General features: G+C 61.1%; 12 protein-coding genes. 9 read left to right on the top strand and 3 right to left on the bottom strand.

What is annotated here, in order from left to right; genetic code table 11:
- Positions 1–156: 156 nt before the first annotated feature.
- A complete protein-coding gene (locus RAE04_RS02130; protein WP_317026279.1) occupies positions 157–645 on the top strand; it encodes a hypothetical protein in 489 nt (162 codons plus the stop codon).
- Between the two features lie 75 nt (positions 646–720).
- On the opposite strand, the gene RAE04_RS02125 is transcribed toward RAE04_RS02130, so the two are convergent.
- Positions 721–1,959 (bottom strand): hypothetical protein, encoded by a 1,239-nt coding sequence (locus RAE04_RS02125; protein WP_317026278.1) that lies wholly within the window; start codon positions 1,957–1,959, stop codon positions 721–723.
- Complete coding sequence (locus RAE04_RS02120) at positions 1,956–3,281, bottom strand: DEAD/DEAH box helicase (RefSeq protein ID WP_317026277.1); 1,326 nt, start codon at positions 3,279–3,281, stop codon at positions 1,956–1,958. Before RAE04_RS02120 ends, RAE04_RS02125 begins: the two co-directional genes overlap by 4 nt.
- A 71-nt stretch (positions 3,282–3,352) precedes the next feature.
- Between RAE04_RS02120 and RAE04_RS02115 the strand changes: the two genes are divergently transcribed.
- From RAE04_RS02115 to RAE04_RS02080, 8 genes are all read left to right on the top strand, one after another.
- Positions 3,353–3,577, top strand: a complete 225-nt coding sequence (locus RAE04_RS02115; protein ID WP_005322370.1) for a DUF3107 domain-containing protein — start codon at positions 3,353–3,355, stop codon at positions 3,575–3,577.
- Positions 3,578–3,638: 61 nt separating this feature from the next.
- On the top strand, positions 3,639–4,577 hold the full coding sequence (locus RAE04_RS02110) for a DUF3152 domain-containing protein (RefSeq protein WP_317026276.1): 939 nt from the start codon (positions 3,639–3,641) through the stop codon (positions 4,575–4,577).
- A gap of 9 nt (positions 4,578–4,586) precedes the next feature.
- Positions 4,587–5,372: a hypothetical protein gene (locus RAE04_RS02105; RefSeq protein WP_317026275.1), complete on the top strand. Its 786-nt coding sequence runs from the start codon at positions 4,587–4,589 to the stop codon at positions 5,370–5,372.
- A gap of 32 nt (positions 5,373–5,404) precedes the next feature.
- Complete coding sequence (locus tag RAE04_RS02100; protein ID WP_317026459.1) at positions 5,405–8,512, top strand: ATP-dependent DNA helicase; 3,108 nt, start codon at positions 5,405–5,407, stop codon at positions 8,510–8,512.
- Entirely contained in the window at positions 8,505–11,684 is a 3,180-nt protein-coding gene (locus RAE04_RS02095) for an ATP-dependent helicase (protein ID WP_317026274.1), read from the top strand. Before RAE04_RS02100 ends, RAE04_RS02095 begins: the two co-directional genes overlap by 8 nt.
- 72 nt (positions 11,685–11,756) lie before the next feature.
- The gene (locus RAE04_RS02090; RefSeq protein WP_374043233.1) at positions 11,757–12,875 is read left to right on the top strand and encodes a potassium channel family protein; all 1,119 of its coding nucleotides are present in this window, start codon (positions 11,757–11,759) and stop codon (positions 12,873–12,875) included.
- The gene (locus RAE04_RS02085) at positions 12,876–13,607 is read left to right on the top strand and encodes an NUDIX domain-containing protein (protein WP_317026273.1); all 732 of its coding nucleotides are present in this window, start codon (positions 12,876–12,878) and stop codon (positions 13,605–13,607) included.
- Positions 13,600–15,657, top strand: a complete 2,058-nt coding sequence (locus tag RAE04_RS02080; RefSeq protein WP_317026272.1) for an ATP-dependent DNA helicase UvrD2 — start codon at positions 13,600–13,602, stop codon at positions 15,655–15,657. The genes RAE04_RS02085 and RAE04_RS02080 overlap by 8 nt, the downstream gene beginning before the upstream one ends.
- Here RAE04_RS02080 and RAE04_RS02075 read toward each other — a convergent pair.
- Complete coding sequence (locus RAE04_RS02075) at positions 15,635–16,522, bottom strand: hypothetical protein (RefSeq protein ID WP_317026271.1); 888 nt, start codon at positions 16,520–16,522, stop codon at positions 15,635–15,637. The genes RAE04_RS02080 and RAE04_RS02075 overlap by 23 nt on opposite strands.
- Positions 16,523–16,564 lie beyond the last annotated feature (42 nt).

The raw sequence follows: 16,564 nt of genomic DNA, 5'->3' as shown, positions 1-16,564 counted from the left end.
AACCCTGTGAGAAACTCGCTGAACTGGAGTATTGTCCAAAAATCCTTGAGTGTGGTGACTGAAGAAGCGTCAAATCTGCCCGGCCAACTCCTGCCCCCGCGAAACCTGAGTGGCGCACAAGGAAATGGCGTTGACCGGTGAGTAGACTGTGGCTTTGTGTCTAAGCAGAAGAAAAAGCAGGTAAACAAAAAGCAAAGTGTGACCTCGCCGCAGCCGGCGCGTGAGGCGAAGACCCAGCAGGGCGCGCCACAGCCGGTCCTTGTGGCCGCAGCGCTCGCCGTGGTTCAGTCCATCACCGTCATCTGCTTCGGTATCTTCCTGATTGTGCGCGAGGTGACCGGCGCAGAAAATGGTTCCATGGTGTCGGACTCGGGCTCCGGAAGCTTTGTGGGGCTAGGCACCGCACTATTTATCTTTATTGTCTTTGGTTTTGTCATCGTCGGCGCTTGGGCCATGGTCAAAGGAAAGCGCTGGGGTAGGGGAGCCATTATCCTGGTCGAGCTCATCTTGGCAGCGAGCTCCTTCCAGATGTTTAGCGGTGGATCGCCGTTACTTGGTGCGGTCACTTTGGTAAGCGCCGCAGTAGTCATCTTCCTGCTGATGTTCGTCCGCGCTTCCACGGAGTGGGCGGCAGCAAACTTTTAAATTCGCTGCCACGCGCACAAGGGCCGCGCCCCGGGAAAAACGGAAGGCGTGGCCCTTTATGTGTTGCAGGGCGGATTAATCGGCGCTTAGACCCACGACCTGATCGCCGCGGGTTTCCACGATGGTGTCTCCCGCCAAGGTGAGGTAGACGGGGCCGTGATAGCTGCCGCGATCAACCGGGATGGTTCGCAGGGTTTTGCCGGTGGACCAATCCATGACAGCAATGCCTGCTTTGGTAGGTACCAACATGTGCTCGGCGACGGCGATGGGGGTGCCGATGGCATCGTCCACCACGTGATCCACTGCGAGGTCGCTCGGTTTAAAAAGGTAGAGGCGGGAGCCATCAAACCAGGTCATATGGTGCGGCAGGTCCGCGGTTGCCGGGGCGAATGGGGAGGCGCCCGCGTCTATGTCTGGAGAGCGTTCTGCCGAAGTAGAGTCCAGCTTTTCTCCCTTATTGTCATAGGACTCGATTGTGGGGTGCGGGCCTGGGCGGTAGATAGCGGCGGCCTTTTGCCCCACAGCGATAAGGCGGGCGCCGTCGGTGGCTATGTCCACATCGGCGGCGATATCGGGCTCACGGGAATCATCAGGGGTGGTGTCCTGGAAGCGCAACCAGGTCGTGCCCGGCTTATCGGGGCAGGACTCGGTCAGCACTAAATTCTCGGTACGGGTAAGGGCGGAGCTAATCGAGCAGTCCTCGTGCGGTTGCTTGTCCGGCTCCTGCTTTGCCTCCACATCACCGTATTCCACGGTGCGCACCAAATCGGAGCGCCACAAATCGATGCGGTCAGTGGAGACAGTTCCTACCCGGTCATTAGAGGAAACGGGTACTACCTCTTCCGAGTTGACGGCGCTGCGGGTGCTGTCATACTCACCGGTCGCAGCCTCAATTGCCACGGTATCCCCGCAGCCCACGCCGGTTTTATACGACGCCACGATTTTGCCCCACGCAGTAGACAGCGAGCACAGATCCGCGTCCGTGCGCTCATAAGTCCAAGCCTCGGAACCGTCCGGGTTGGTTGCGGTGAGCGTGTGATCGGCGTGCGTGATGGTCAGGCCGTGTGCCGAAACCGCCCGGTATTGGCCGGGTACTGGTTCGTTGGGGAGGCTGAAGGACTCGTGGAGGGCCTCGGGGACGTCGGCAAGCGCGGGTGCATCCTTATCCCCAGGAACGGCCGCTTGGCTGAGATGCGCTTGATTAATATTGGCGGTAATAGCCGCCCCGCCGACCGCGATGGCGCAGACCACGGCAATAATGCCGGTAGCCTTCCAATCGGCGGGGGTCGAGCGCAAAATGGGAGCTTTAGTCATCGGCGGCCTCCTCGCCTGCGCCGGGAGCTGCCGCGGCGCGCGGTGGTACGGGTGGGGGATTTCTCGCGGACAGGCACCTGGCCCACGACCTTGGTCTCAGGGCCGACAGTTTCCTCTACCTCCGCGGGGATGTCTAGAGCCTGGGCCAGCTCCGGGGACGTGGAGAACCACTGCGGCGGATTCGGCTCACCCAAATCCAGCTCATCATTAATAACCTGCCATTTGCCCAGCTCATCATAGCCCACCATGGTGATAGCGGTGCCCGTATGGCCGGCGCGACCCGTGCGGCCAATGCGATGGACAAAGGTCATCGGATCATCCGGAACCTGATAGTTGATGACGTGGGTGACATCATCAACGTCGATGCCGCGGGCGGCAATATCGGTGGCGACCAAGATATCCACCTGGCCGGTGCGGAAGGCATGGAGCGACTTCTCGCGCGACTTTTGCCCCAGATCGCCATGGACCGCGCCCACGTGGAAGCCGCGCCGGGCAAGGTCATCGGCCAACTGGGCGGCCGCGCGCTTGGTGCGAGCGAAGATGATGGTGCGCCCGCGGCCGGAGGCCTGCAGGGCGTGGGCGACGACGGCAACCTTATCCATGCGGTGGGCCTGGAAGGTGACCTTGCGAGTGGAGGAATGGGTGAAATCCTGCTCGCCGGATTCGGCGCGGATATGGATGGGTTTTTCCATAAACCGGCGGGCGAGGGTCAAAATTGCGCCCGGCATCGTGGCGGAAAAGAGCATGGTTTGGTGGGCATTGCCATCGAGTGCCTTGAGGATAGCCTCCACCGAGGGCAAAAAGCCCAGATCCAGCATCTCGTCGGCCTCATCGAGCACCAAGATAGCCACGCGATCTAGCTGCAGTTCGCCGCGTTCGTGGAGATCGATCAATCGGCCAGGCGTGCCAATGATGACATCTACGCCCTTGTTGAGCTTTTTGATCTGTTCCTCGTAGGGACGGCCGCCGTAAATGGAGGCTAAGCGCACGGGCAGGTGGGCGGCAGCCACCTGCAAGTCCTCGGTGACCTGCTGGGCAAGCTCGCGGGTGGGGACCACCACGAGGGCGCGCGGGGTGCCATCGAGCTCGTCGATATCGGCGTCATCAAAGACGCGGTCCAAAAGCGGCACGCCAAAGCCATAGGTCTTGCCCATGCCAGTGCGCGCTTGGCCAATCAAGTCCTGGCCAGATAGCGCGATGGGCAGGGTTAATTCCTGGATTGCAAAAGTACGCGTGATGCCACGAGTGGCGAGACCATCGCAGATTTCGGCCGCAACGCCGAGTTCCGCGAAGCTCGGTGGCTGGGATTTTATGTCAGACACACCTTGATAGTAGCTGGGATGGTTATAGTGGGGCCATTGACAATAAAACTCTAGTTAGAGGAGGAATCTTCATGGATATCAAGTTTGGTTTCGCGGATACCGCTCGCGAGCTGGTCATTAGCGCTGCAGGTGACCAAGCCGAGCTGACGCAGAAGATCAACAGTGCCCTGGCGGATAACTCCACCCTGGAATTGGAAGATGACAAGGGCCGCAAGTACCTCGTGCGCACTGACCGCGTGGTCTACGTCGAGGTCGGCATTGCAAAGAAGCACGCCGTGGGATTCGCTGGCGCCTAAGGCGAGCGCATAGGGCTGCTGATTCAGCTTTTTTAAATACAAACGGGTAACCTAAGGCCCCATGGAAAAAAGGGAGACTCGCCACGCCCACCAGAGCCAGGGCCATGCGCCGGACCACCCCAATGCGGTGGTCCGGTTTGCGCGTCAATATGGCTGGTGGCGCGTAGTGGCTATCCCCCTCATGATCGCGCTGACCATTTGGTTCATCGTCGATATCGCCACCGCGTCTTCCTCTGAAGAAAAGGCGGAAGGCACTAGCGAGGCTGCCCCAACGAGTACGGAGAAGATGGGCCCTGATCCTGCCGATGCTGCAGCGGTCAAGCGGGAAATCAGCGAGATGCCGCCCGGTGGCTCCTATACCAAGCAGGGCAAGGGCACCTTCCACGAGGTAGGCGAGCCTGGCGCCGTTACCGGTAAGGGCGGCGAGCAAAAGGTGCGCTATTCCATCGAGGTAGAAGATGGCCTTAACACCGCACCGTATGGAGGCGATGAGTCTTTTGCCGCCATGGTGGAGGCCACCTTGTCTGACCCGCGCGGCTGGACCGCGCATAAGGACTTTGAGTTCGAGCACGTGGCCGCTGATGCGGAACCGGATACCCGCATCCAGCTGACTTCGCTCGGCACCGCCGCAGAGCGCTGTGGCGAGAAGATTGAAACGGAAACCTCCTGCCACACCACCATTACGGGCGAGTCCACCACCATTATCAACGAGGCCCGCTGGGTGCGCGGCGCCACGCCTTTTGAAGGCGATTTGGGCAATTATCGCCAGTACGTCATCAACCATGAGTTGGGTCATGCCATTGGCTATGCGGCCCACCAGCCGTGTGGCGGCCAGGGCAAGCTAGCGCCGATCATGATGCAGCAGACCTTGGACCTTAACAACAAAGAATTGCACGATCGCAAGCCCAGCGAGGTCTATCCTGATGAGGATGTGACCTGCTCACCAAACCCGTGGCCTTATCCGAATCCGGATAATAAGGATCCCCACCAACCCGAATAGGAGTTAAGGATGCCGCTTCCCCCAGAGCATGTTTTAAGCGCCTTCCACGCGGAAACCGGTGCCACTGGTACCCGCCGCGTGCAGGGCGATCAATTGGGCCCGGTGTGGGATAACGGCATCAAGGTGGGCGACGTGGTCTATTCCCAGGCCGGTCCGTTTGCCGCCTGGTCGGCTAAGGTGCGCGAGCGCCTCAGCATGCAGGGGGCCCGCGTTTCCCGGCCGGTACTGTCTAGCGATGGTCGGCACACGGCCGCAGGGTGGAAGGCTACCCAGTTTCTTCCGGGCCAAGTACGCGGGCGAATTGATGAAACCGCACAGATGGCGTTGCGCCTCGACGCGGCTATAGCCGAGGTGCCCCTTCCCAACGGGCAGCGTAGCGATGCCTTCGCTCGCGCAGAGCGCGCCGCCTGGGAGGAAACGGGCGAGGCTTATCGCCCAGCCCTGCTTGCCGACGTCCCCCTTATCCCCGCCCACACCGCTCTTCTCACCACTACGGTTTACCACGGCTCCAACCCGCCGGGCATTGTGGACATTGTGCCGAGCGAATCCCCGCGCCCGGCCGGCTGGACGGCCGCTTTGGTTATTGTGGATGGGCTCATTAGCCAAGCGGTCGATGATGGGATCTGTCAGCGCTTTAGTCATGTACCCGGTATGCCGGAATTGCTGTTGCGCGCTGTGTCGTATCGCCGTCATGTCAATGACCTGCACTCCGCGTCGCGTTCAAACACGCGTTCGCACATTGAGCGGGTGGAGCAGCATCTGGTGTCTCGGACATCTGCCATACTGGAGCGGTGAGTTACGACCCCCATTCCACCGCGCGTGCGGGAGTGGTCCTTCCACGGTCCCCGCAGGTGCGCCTCGTTCCCCGTACCCAGTCCGCCACGACCCGCAGTTGGCCTGTTGACCTGCCCGAATCCGGTACCTGGAAGGTAACCGGTGCCGCCGGCACCGGTGTGTCCAGCTTCCTTATCGATACCGTCATTCATGCCTTGGATAAAGCCCGGCCGACCGGCGCGGATCCCTCCGGCATCCTGGTTATCGCTCCCTCGAAGGAATCCGGCGCCCGGCTGCGCCGCGAGCTCTCTGAGCGGCTCGAGGATTACGCCGCACAGACCTCCATGGTGCGTTCCGTACACTCCCTAGCATTCGCGTTGCTGCGCACAGCAGCCGAGGAAGAGCTGCGACTTATTACCGGTGCGGAGCAGGACGCCGTCATCCGCGAGCTGCTCACTGGCCAAGCAGAAGACGGGCATGGCTCGTGGCCCGCGGAGATGCGGCCCGCGCTGGAATATGTGGGCTTCGCCCGGCAGCTGCGCGATTTCCTTTTACGCTCCATTGAACGCGGCCTGGGCCCGGGCGACCTAGAGCGCCTCGGTGCCGAGCACGGCCGCCCCATGTGGTCCGCGGCGGGTGAATTCCTGCGCGAGTACGAACGCGTGCAGCTCCTTTCCCGCGCCCATTCCTATTCCGCTGCGGAATTGGTTACCGCGGTTCTTCAGCGCCCCCAGCTTCTGCGCGAGCACCCCTTCCACACCATCATTGTCGATGATGCGCAATTGCTTGACCCCACTGCGGGCAAGCTCATTCGCGAAATGGCCCCGCAGGCGGATCTCGTGGTGGTAGGCGGCGATGCCGATCAATCCGTCTTTGCCTTCCGCGGTGCTAGCTCGCGTTTCCTGCGGGACTTCCCAGCTGAACACGACATCGAGCTCACCGAGCCTCACCGCACACCCTCACCGGCGTGCATCTCCATTGTGGATTCGGACGGCAGGCTGCGTGACGTCGTAGCCAATACCGTGCGGCGCCGTCACTTAGAAGACGGTGTCCCCTGGCGCGATATCGCCGTCATCGTTCGTTCAACCGGTGATATTGGGCAGATGCGCCGCACTCTTTTGGCCGCCGGCGTGCCCGTGCACATTAGCCCTACCGACGTCGTCTTGGCCGAACAGCGTTTGGTTTCCGCCGTGCTGCTCGCCCTGCGTGCCTTGGAGGAAGACCTATCAAACTCGGAGTTGGAAGAATTACTCACCGGCCCCGTGGGTGGCGCCGATCCCGTCACCCTGCGCCGCCTTATTCGTGGTCTGCGCCGCTGGGATTCCACCACCCGGGGCATCGATAGCCTTCGCGGTCTTCTCTATGGCGAGCTTCCAGATTTTAATGGGCAACTTACTGAGCGCGAATACTCCATTCTGGAGCGTGTACGCGCGGTTCTAAGCGCCGGCCGGGACGCACTCGCCTCCGGGGCCTCGGTGGAGGAGGTCCTCTGGGCTGTGTGGAGCGCAACCGAGCTCGATAACCGCCTGCAGGCTTCGGCGCTGCGCGGTGGTGCGACCGGCTCGCAGGCCGACCGCGACCTAGATGCAATGATGGCGCTTTTTGACGCCGCAGGCGACTACGTCGAGCGCCGCCCTGATTCCTCGCTGCGCGCCTTCCTGACGCACATCACCGAACAGGAACTTCCCACCGGTGTGCGTGACCGCCGCACCGCTATTCCGCAGGCAGTAGAGATCCTGACTGCACACGGCGCCGTGGGCCGCGAATGGGATACCGTCATCGTGGCCGGCGCACAGGAAGGAAGCTGGCCTTCGCTAGGGGAGACCGGCTCCATCTTTGGTCAAGAAGATCTCATCGATCTCCTCGACCACGATATTGATCCCGATACCCCCGTCAGCCACGTTGCCTCCCGTTTGGCAGAGGAGCGTCGACTCTTCCATGTCGCTACCACGCGTCACCGACAGCGCCTGCTCATTGCCGCTGTGGAAAACCCGGAAGGTGATACGGTCTCTGAGCCTTCGCGCTTCATTAGCGAATTCGCTGGCCGCGGTGTGGACGTGCCTGGCCAGGCTGCGCGTCGGCAAGCAAAGCGGGCGCTGCGCCGCACGCAACTCCCGCGCGAACTGGGCCTCGATGTGCCCGAACCCGCACCCGTGTCATTGCGCGACGGGCTCGAGGTGGATCCCCTCGATGTGGCGGTGCTGTCCGTGCCGGCCTTTGTCGCACAATTGCGCCGCGTAGTTACTAATCCGGAATCCGGTGAGGTTGAGCGCAAACAAGCAGCGCGCCAGCTCGCTCGGTTAGCGGCAGCCGATATCCCTGGCGCCCACCCGGAGCAGTGGTGGTCTGCGCGCTCCGTTGCAGCTGAACTGCCGCTGCACACCAGCGGCAGTTTGTCACCCTCCCGAGTGGAAGCATTACTCAACTGCCCGCTCAAGGCCGTACTAGGAAATGTGGCCGAGGACCCAAGCACCGAGGAGCACCTGCTCCGCGGTACTTTGGCGCACGCCTTCTTTGAAGCCATTGGCCGCGGAATGGATGCGGAAAAGGCCAAGCTATTGGTGATGGAGGCTTTCGAGCGCATTCAGGACGTACCGCAGTGGCAATTGCGTTTCAAGCTCGATGAGTTTTCCACCCTGTTGGACCGCGCCCGGGAATGGGCGCGCCAATCCGAGGTCAATCAAGAGCTTGCCGGTGTGGAAATCCCCGTAGGCGTACGCGTCAGCGAGGAGGTGCGCATCGGCGGCTATATGGACCGTCTGCTTCGCGATGGAGAGGGAAATTACTTGGTGGTGGACCTCAAGACGGGTCGAAACACGCCGGCTAAGAAAGAGGGCGAGGGCCATGTGCAGCTGATGACCTATCAGCTCGCGCTTGCCCATGGCGCATTTGACGGCCACCAGGTTCACGAGGGCGAAGGCATGCCGCGCCAGGGCGGTGTGCTGGTGTATCCGGGTGCGACCACCAAAAAGATTGGAGAGATTTGGCAAAGCGATAAATCGCCGGAAGCCCTAGAAGAATTCGCCGCACTTCTGCCCCCGCTGGTGGAAGTGATGCGCGGCCCGCGCATCACTGCGCGCACCAATAAAGACTGCGATAAGTGCCCAATTCGCTCCATCTGCCCCGTGCAGGAAGAAGGAAGGATGACTACCGATGCCTAAGAGCAATTTTTCCCCACAGCAGATCGCTGCAGCCTTGGGCAAGGACTTTCCGCCTACCGAGGAACAAGCCCATGTCATCGAAGGCCCTTTTAGCCCCAAACTCGTGGTTGCCGGCGCTGGTGCCGGAAAGACAGAAACCATGGCCTCGCGCGTGGTGTATCTGGTGGCCAATGGCTATGTGCGCCCGGAGCAGGTTCTCGGCCTGACCTTCACCCGTAAGGCCGCGCAACAGCTGGAGCAGCGCATCCGGCGGCAGCTGATTAAATTGCGCGATTCCGGCCTCATCCCACCAGGCGGCGAGGTGGCAGAAGCGCTAGAAAACATCGCGCCGAAGGTAGCCACCTATGACTCCTACGCGGGAGAACTCGTCCGTGAATACGGGCTCTTGGTTCCGGTAGAGCCCACCGCACGCATCATCACCGAGGCCGAGCGTTATTCCTTGGCCTATGACGTGGTGCGCAATTACACCGGCCAGCTGGAGGATGATCGCGCCCTAGCCAAGATTACCGAGACCCTGCTGAAATTCAGCCAAGACATCGATAATGGGCTCAAGGACACGAGTCACATCGCCGAGCATGCCCGCGATTTTCGGGCGGACATCGATAACCTCGATAAATCCCAAAAGAATGGCCCCGAATACTCAAAGACGTTGCTGGACTATATCCACACACAGGAGCGCCGCGTGCAGTACGTGCCGCTGCTGGAGGCCCTGAAAAAGGAACAATCCGAGCGACAAGTCATCACCTTTGGCGAGCAGATGGCCGTCGCTGCCCGCGTAGCGCGCGACCATCCTGTGGTGGGCAAGCAACAATCCCAGCGCTATAAGGTCGTCATGCTAGACGAGTACCAAGACACCTCCTATGCCCAGCGCGTGCTTCTACGAAGCCTGTTCGGAGGGGAGCAAAAGGATCTTTCTGTGACGGCCGTGGGTGATCCAATGCAGGCCATCTACGGGTGGCGTGGTGCGACTTCTGAAAACCTCACTGCCTTCGTGGAGGACTTCCCGGTCGCGCCGGGCACACCCGCTCCGAAGGACCAGTTGACCACCTCGTGGCGCAACCCCTCTGGTGCGCTGGACTTGGCTAACTCCGTGGCGGAGGGCGTATTCGAAGGCGTTGAACGTCCCGTGGACGAGCTTTCTGCCGCGCCGCATAAGGGCGAAGGTGACATCCAGTTGGCGTACTTCGACAGCGAAGTTCGTGAGCGTGAATTCGTTGCCGAGTACCTGAAAGAGCAGTGGGAAAAGCGCGAGGGAGATACTTTCAGCGCGGCGGTTTTGGTGCGTAAAAATAGGCACTCCGCCCCCATCGCTGCGGCGCTAGACAAAGCGGGCGTACCCAATGAAATCATTGGTCTCGGTGGCCTGTTGTGGCAGCCAGAAATCCAGGACCTCGTAGCTATTGCCACCATGCTCGTGCGCCCAGAAGACTTGCCTGCGGCAGTGCGGGTGCTGGCAGGGCCCATCTGTGGCCTGGGAATTAGCGATATTCAAGCGCTTGCTTCCCGCCAACGAAATCTGGCCGGCGCGAGGGAGGAGCGCTTGCGCTGGGAGCCGGGGATGGACCCGGAAGACTACCTGCGTGCGCAGCTGGAAGATGCCACCGCTGAAGAGCCGGACCAGCGCGTCGGCCTTGCCGACGCCCTGGCCGATCTAGGTGAGAGAGACCGCTATACCCCGCAAGGCCTCGCCCGTATGGAAGAGGTTTCTGCCAAACTGCGACACCTACGCACCTATTCTCTCTCCAAACCGCTGGTGGATATCTTCGCCGATATTGAAGCATTGTTTAATATCCGCACCGAAGTCCTTGCACGTGGAAGCGCGGGGGGCGCGACACATCTGGATAAATTTGCCGATATCGTCGCGGGCTTCCACGGTGATTCTTTGTATGCGCTCTTGGATTACTTTGCGTTAGCGCTCGAAAAGGAAGATGGCCTAGACCTTGGCGAGGTTCCCGCGGCCACTGACCGCGTGCAGATTATGACCGCGCACAAGGCCAAGGGCTTGGAATGGGAACACGTCTGCGTGGTGCATGCGGATTCGTCCAGCTATAGCGCACAAGCAGAGACCTTCTTGTCCAGGATCGATAAGGTCCCGGGAGACGATGACTATATTGAGGTCCCAGAGGATGCCCAAAAGCGCTCGCATTTCCAAAACGCGTGCGAGGAGTTTAAGAAAGCGGATAGCGCCATCAAGGCGGAAGAATCGGCGCGCCTTTTTTATGTGGCGCTGACGCGTACCGAATCTACCCTGACCGTTACCGGCTCGGGCACCAATAACGCCAATGGAAAGAAGAAGAAAGTTCCTTATGAATACCTAGAGCGCCTGAAAGAGCAATTCCCGCAGTACGTGGTGGAGTGGTCCGTCCCCGACGAGCCTTCCGAGGAGGATTTTGGGGAGAGCGCACAATTCCCAGCGCTTGAGGCTAGCCCAGAGGCAGTCGCCGGTGCGGACCTAGTCCTTGCAGCAATGGAGGAACTCCCAGATTTGAGCCGGGGTGAAACCTTTGAGTTATGGGAGCAGGAAGCTGACGCTCTCATTGAGGAGTACAAGGCCCTGCAACAGCCGGTGGTAGACGTTGAGCTACCCAGCGAGCTGACCGCCTCCGACATGGTTGCGCTGCGGGCAGACCCGCTTCAGTTTGCCCGCAGGCAGCGCCGCCCCGTGCCGTTTAAGCCGAATTCCTATGCCAAGCGCGGTACCGCCTTCCACGCGTGGTTGGAGGACCGCTTCGGCAGCCCGGCGCTATTGGGCGAGGAAGAACTTCCGGGAATCGATGAGCCGGAGGACTTCGATTTGGAAGAGCTCAAGCAAGCCTTCCTGAACTCCGAGTGGGCCGAGCGCCAGCCGGAGCACGTGGAGGCGCCCTTTGAAATCACTATTGGTGAGTCCGTGGTGCGCGGGCGCATGGATGCGGTATTCCGCTTGGAGGATGGCACCTGGATGGTGGTGGACTGGAAGACCGGCCGCCCACCCCAGGGAGAAGCCATGGATGCTGCCAAGATACAGCTAGCGGTGTATGCAGAGGCCTGGCGCCGCATCCACGGCGGGGAAAAGATTCGTGCCGCATTTTATTATGTGCACGATGGCTATACCTTCGAGCCTGCCCACCTTCCGCGTGGGGAAGAGCTGAAGAAACTCCTTGAATCGTCAGTTGAGCACCACAAGGGCTAAGGTATGTGGGCGGTTGCGTAAGCGCGCAATCTCTTGGACAATCATTCGAGACCAGAAAAGAAGGCTGGACTAGTGGCCAAAAAACGTGCGCAGGCAATGAAGTCACGCTTTAGAAGTCGCTTCTTGCCGCAGGTCGAGCTGTCCTCGCAGCCGGATCACGCGCTCATTGATGTCATTACGGTGCCGAGGGATGAAAATTCCAGCCCGTGGCGTCAGCTGGGCAAGCGTGTGCTGTGGGCTTTTGGCATCGTTGTCTTCGTGACCATCGTGGTCTATGTGGACGGCGGTGGGTATAGCGAGGACATGTCGTTATTGGACTCCGCCTACTATGCGGCGGTGTCGCTGACCACCGTGGGTTACGGCGATATCGTGCCCGTGTCCCCGCAGGCCAGGTTCATTAACTTAGTGCTTATTACCCCTGCCCGCCTGATCTTCCTTGTTTTATTGGTCGGCGCGACCTTGTCCGTGTTGACGGATAAGGCCCGCCGTACTTTCCAAATCCAGAACTGGAGAAAGCAATTGCGTAACCACACCGTCGTTATCGGTTATGGCACCAAGGGCGCCGGAGCCGTGGCCGCGCTGCTGGCCGATGATGTTCCGTCCTCCCAGATCGTGGTCATCGATACCAACCGTGCGTCCCTCGCTCACGCCGAGCACCACGGATTGGTCACCATCTTTGGTTCCGGCACCAAGCAGGACGTGCTAAAGATCGCTGGGGTAGAGCACGCCAGCTCCATCGTCGTTACCCCATCCACGGACGATACCGCGGTGCTGTGCTGCCTCTCCGTGCGAGAGCTTGCGCCCAAGGCCAAGATCGTGGCGTCGGTGCGCGAGTCCGAAAACCGTCACCTGTTGCTCCAATCCGGTGCAGATTCCGTGGTCACCTCCGCTGAGACGGCCGGCCGACTGCTAGGCTTGGCCACCGTCACCCCGACGGTGGTGGAGATGATGGAAGATCTGCTCTCACCCAACGAGGGTTTCTCCGTAGCCGAGCGCGCCGTGCGCGAATTCGAGGTGGGCTCCAACCCACGCCACCTAGCAGATATTGTGTTGGCTGTTTTGCGCAATAACGAGCTGCACCGCGTGGATACCGCGGATGCCTCCGCGCTGAAGCCGGGCGACCGCCTGCTCTACATCAAGCATGAGATGGAACAGCCCATCGAGGTCATGGACGATGATGATGAGGATTAAATGTTCCTCCCAGTAACCCCTCACGGCCAGGTACCGGTTACTGCAGCGGGGGAACCGGTGCTGGTGGAGAAGGTTCCCGGGGACGTCGGCAAGCATGCAGTAGTGGACCTAGGTACCCTGCGGGCGTGCGCGTATCCGGAAGACGGTGCTAGCGAGCTGGGCCGACTGGAAAGCGCAACGTTCTTTGCGGACCAGCCGGTAATTTTGCAAGCCATTGCGCTGATCCGCAATCGGCGCGAGCAGCGCTTTGATCCGCGCACCGGTCACAAGCTGGACTACCCAGCACCGGGAATCGTGGGGCGCGATCCTTTGGACGAGCGCCGGATGGTCTTCCCGCGCCTAGATCCTGCCGTCATCGGGCTTATTCGCCTCAGCGGCACCGATCGGATTTTGCTGGCGCGCAATCGCCGCCGCACTAGCTTTTTCTCCCTGATCGCCGGTTACGTTGAGCCGGGCGAGGCCGCGGAAGCAGCTTTTGCGCGCGAGGCCCTAGAAGAAACCGGGCGCAGGGTGGATGATATTCGCTACTGGGGCTCGCAGGCGTGGCCACCGAGTGGCTCCCTCATGCTGGGCTTTTGTGCGCGCACGGCTGATGTCCACCCCACCTGCCATACTGATGGGGAATTGGAAGAAATCCGGTGGGTGGAGCGCGCCGAGCTCCTTGAGCTAAAGCTTCCACGTCCGGGTTCAATTGCACACACGATGATTATGGAGTGGTATCACGGTGACTAAGCCGGATTTGTCCCTGCTGGATGAAGATCAGCTGCGCGCGGCCACGGCGCCGCGCGGGCCCGTGTGCATCTTGGCCGGCGCGGGTACGGGCAAGACCCGCACTATTACCTATCGCATTGCCAACTTGGTGGACCAGGGTTTTGTGAGCCCGCAGCGCGTGCTTGCGGTGACCTTCACGGCGCGAGCGGCCGGAGAAATGCGCGATCGCCTGCGCACCATGGGCGTGGCCGGCGTGCAGGCGCAGACCTTCCACGCGGCGGCGCGCCGCCAGTTGAAGTATTTCTGGCCGCAGGTAGCAGGAGATCTTCCGTGGCAGCTGCTGGATAATAAATTCCCCCTAGTTGCCCGCGCGGTGCGCTCGGTGGGGCTGGATAATTCCAAGGACATGATTCGAGACGTCCTGGCGGAGATCGAGTGGGCTAAGTCCGCGCTGGTCAGTGCCGAAGATTATGAGTCCGTGATCGCGAATACAGACCGCAGTGCACCGGCCGATCCGGCGAAGGTAGCAGAGGCCTTCCGCCGCTACGAGCAGTCCAAGGCCACGCCGGACATGATGCACTTGGACTTCGATGACCTCCTCATGCACATCGCAGGTGCCATCGAGAATGTGCCGGCGATTGCGGAGACCTTCCGCGAGCAGTACCGCACCTTTGTCGTCGATGAGTACCAGGATGTTACCCCGCTGCAGCAGCGGGTGCTCAACGCTTGGTTGGGCGAGCGCGATGACCTTACCGTGGTGGGCGATGCCAACCAGACCATTTATTCTTTCAACGGCGCCTCCCCGGACTATCTGCTTAATTTCTCGCGCACGTACCCGGATGGCACCGTGGTCAAGCTGCAGCGCGACTACCGCTCCACGCCGCAGGTAACTGACCTGGCCAACCGGGTCATCGGCAAGGCCACCGGCCGCGCAGCTGGCACGCGCTTGGAGCTGCAAGGCATGCGCGAGCCTGGGCCCGAGCCCACCTTTAAAGCCTATGGGTCCGAAGAGATTGAAGCCCAGGAGGTGGCCGGCCAGGTCCTCACGCTGCTGGATCAGGGCGTGCCGGCCTCCGAGATTGCCATCCTTTACCGCATCAATGCCCAGTCGGAGCAGTTTGAGCAGGCGCTTGCCGACGCCGGAGTGGTTTACCAAGTCCGCGGCGGCGAGGGCTTTTTCCGCCGCCCGGAAATCCTGGAGGCGATCCGCGTGCTCATCGCCGCGACCCGCCGCGAGGACCTGCCGGATGACCCAGTGGCGATTGCCCGCGCCGCGTTTGTCGAGCTAGGCTTGAGTTCCACCGAGCCGCAGGGCGCCCAGGCCCGCGAGCGCTGGCAGTCCCTCAACGCACTGGTTGGGCTCATTGAAAAGATTGTGGAATCCACTCCTGGCATCGATCTCAACGGGGTGCTGGGGGAGTTGCGCCGGCGCTCTACCGATAAGCAGGCCCCAGCCATGGAAGGCGTTACGCTGGCTACCGTGCACGCCGCCAAGGGCTTGGAATGGGACGCTGTATTCCTCGTGGGGCTAACGGAAAAGCTTATGCCCATCAACCATGCCATCAAGGCTGGCGACGAACAGGTAGAAGAGGAGCGCCGCCTTTTCTACGTGGGTATTACCCGCGCCCGTGAGCACCTCGCACTGTCATGGGCGCTGGCGAAGACTACCGGCTCGCGGGCTTCGCGCGAGCGCACGCGCTTCCTCGATGGCATCGTTCCGGCGGCCGAAGATGCCTCCGGCAGTGGGTCTCGCTCACGCCGCCCGAAGCGCTGCCGCGTGTGCTCTGGTCCGCTGGGAACACCGGCGGAAAAGGTCATAGGCCGCCATGAAGATTGTGAAGGCGGCGGCGATGAAGAGGTCTTTGCCGCCTTACGCTCGTGGCGGTCCCAGATTGCGCGCCAGGAAAAGGTTCCGGCCTATGTCATCTTTTCCGATGCCACCCTGCAGGCGATTTCGGAGGAACTGCCCTCCGATGAGGCAGAGATGCTCTCCATTTCTGGCGTAGGCCCTAGCAAGCTGGAGCGCTACGGCGCCCAAGTACTAGAGGTTATTCGTTCGGTTCGCAGCTAGCCAGGTTGGTCTTGCCGCCGAAGCACACCGGGCAGCGTGGATGCGCAATGACGGTGCGCTGCTGATGGTGTCCGTAGACATCGACCTCCCACTGCTGTCCGGGGCGCGACTTTGCGGTCGGTGCGCCTGGCGGCAGCGGCCGCCCCATCAGCCGCCGGATGATCACTTGTGTATGCGCCGTAACAGCATCGAGCACCACGGCTTCTGGAGTGCGGCGCACGCGGGTGAGCTGAGTGCTGATGATATTCCACAGTGGGTCCATATCCACGCGGGCCAAGTGCGCACACAATGGGCACGGTCCTTGGCCCCGCAGCCGTACAGGCCCGATGACGCCACGATTGTCCAGCAAAGATACCGGAATCCACGTAGTGCCTGTGCCCGCGAGTGCATTCGCACAATCCAGTGGGCAGTGCAGCTGGTCCACAGCGAGTACTGGATACATGCCGTCGAGGTCGTGGATATAGGAAAAGACATTGTCTTCCTCCAACGGGATGCGGACCTGGAAGCCATCCGCCTCAAGGCGCGCGCGGAGCCTCTCCGCCAAGGTGGATCCTCCCATGAGGACAATGGTGTCTGCCTTGGCATCGGCCTCGTTGTGTGGCCAGAGGATGCCGTAGTCCAGCGCGTCTTCAATGAGGCTCAGCGCCGCCGCCTTCTCAAGCCCTGCAGCACGCAGCCGTTCAGATAAGTCCTCCGGGGACACTGGTTCGCGAGCGGTGTTGAAAGCCGTCGCGACGGTGAGCGCGCTTCCAGTTTCCGCAACCCCAACGCGGGTGGCATCCATGCCAAATTGGATCACCGTTTCCTCGCGGCACAAAACTGCGCTGCCTGGCGCCAAGACCACTTGGGTGGCAGAAATCCCCACGCTTTTAACCCCTTCCCCCGAAGTATGTGGTCTCCATTGCAC

This window comes from Corynebacterium sp. CTNIH16 (genome assembly GCF_032821655.1).
GTDB classification, from domain to species: Bacteria; Actinomycetota; Actinomycetes; order Mycobacteriales; family Mycobacteriaceae; genus Corynebacterium; species Corynebacterium marquesiae.
This window is presented reverse-complemented; position numbering and strand designations above follow the sequence as displayed.

Excerpts from the sequence above, each read along its gene's own strand:
- RAE04_RS02125 (WP_317026278.1), bottom strand. The coding sequence starts at position 1,959 with ATGACTAAAGCTCCCATTTTGCGCTCGACCCCCGCCGATTGGAAGGCT.
- RAE04_RS02115 (WP_005322370.1), top strand. The coding sequence starts at position 3,353 with ATGGATATCAAGTTTGGTTTCGCGGATACCGCTCGCGAGCTGGTCATT.
- RAE04_RS02110 (WP_317026276.1), top strand. The coding sequence starts at position 3,639 with ATGGAAAAAAGGGAGACTCGCCACGCCCACCAGAGCCAGGGCCATGCG.
- RAE04_RS02105 (WP_317026275.1), top strand. The coding sequence starts at position 4,587 with ATGCCGCTTCCCCCAGAGCATGTTTTAAGCGCCTTCCACGCGGAAACC.
- RAE04_RS02095 (WP_317026274.1), top strand. The coding sequence starts at position 8,505 with ATGCCTAAGAGCAATTTTTCCCCACAGCAGATCGCTGCAGCCTTGGGC.
- RAE04_RS02085 (WP_317026273.1), top strand. The coding sequence starts at position 12,876 with ATGTTCCTCCCAGTAACCCCTCACGGCCAGGTACCGGTTACTGCAGCG.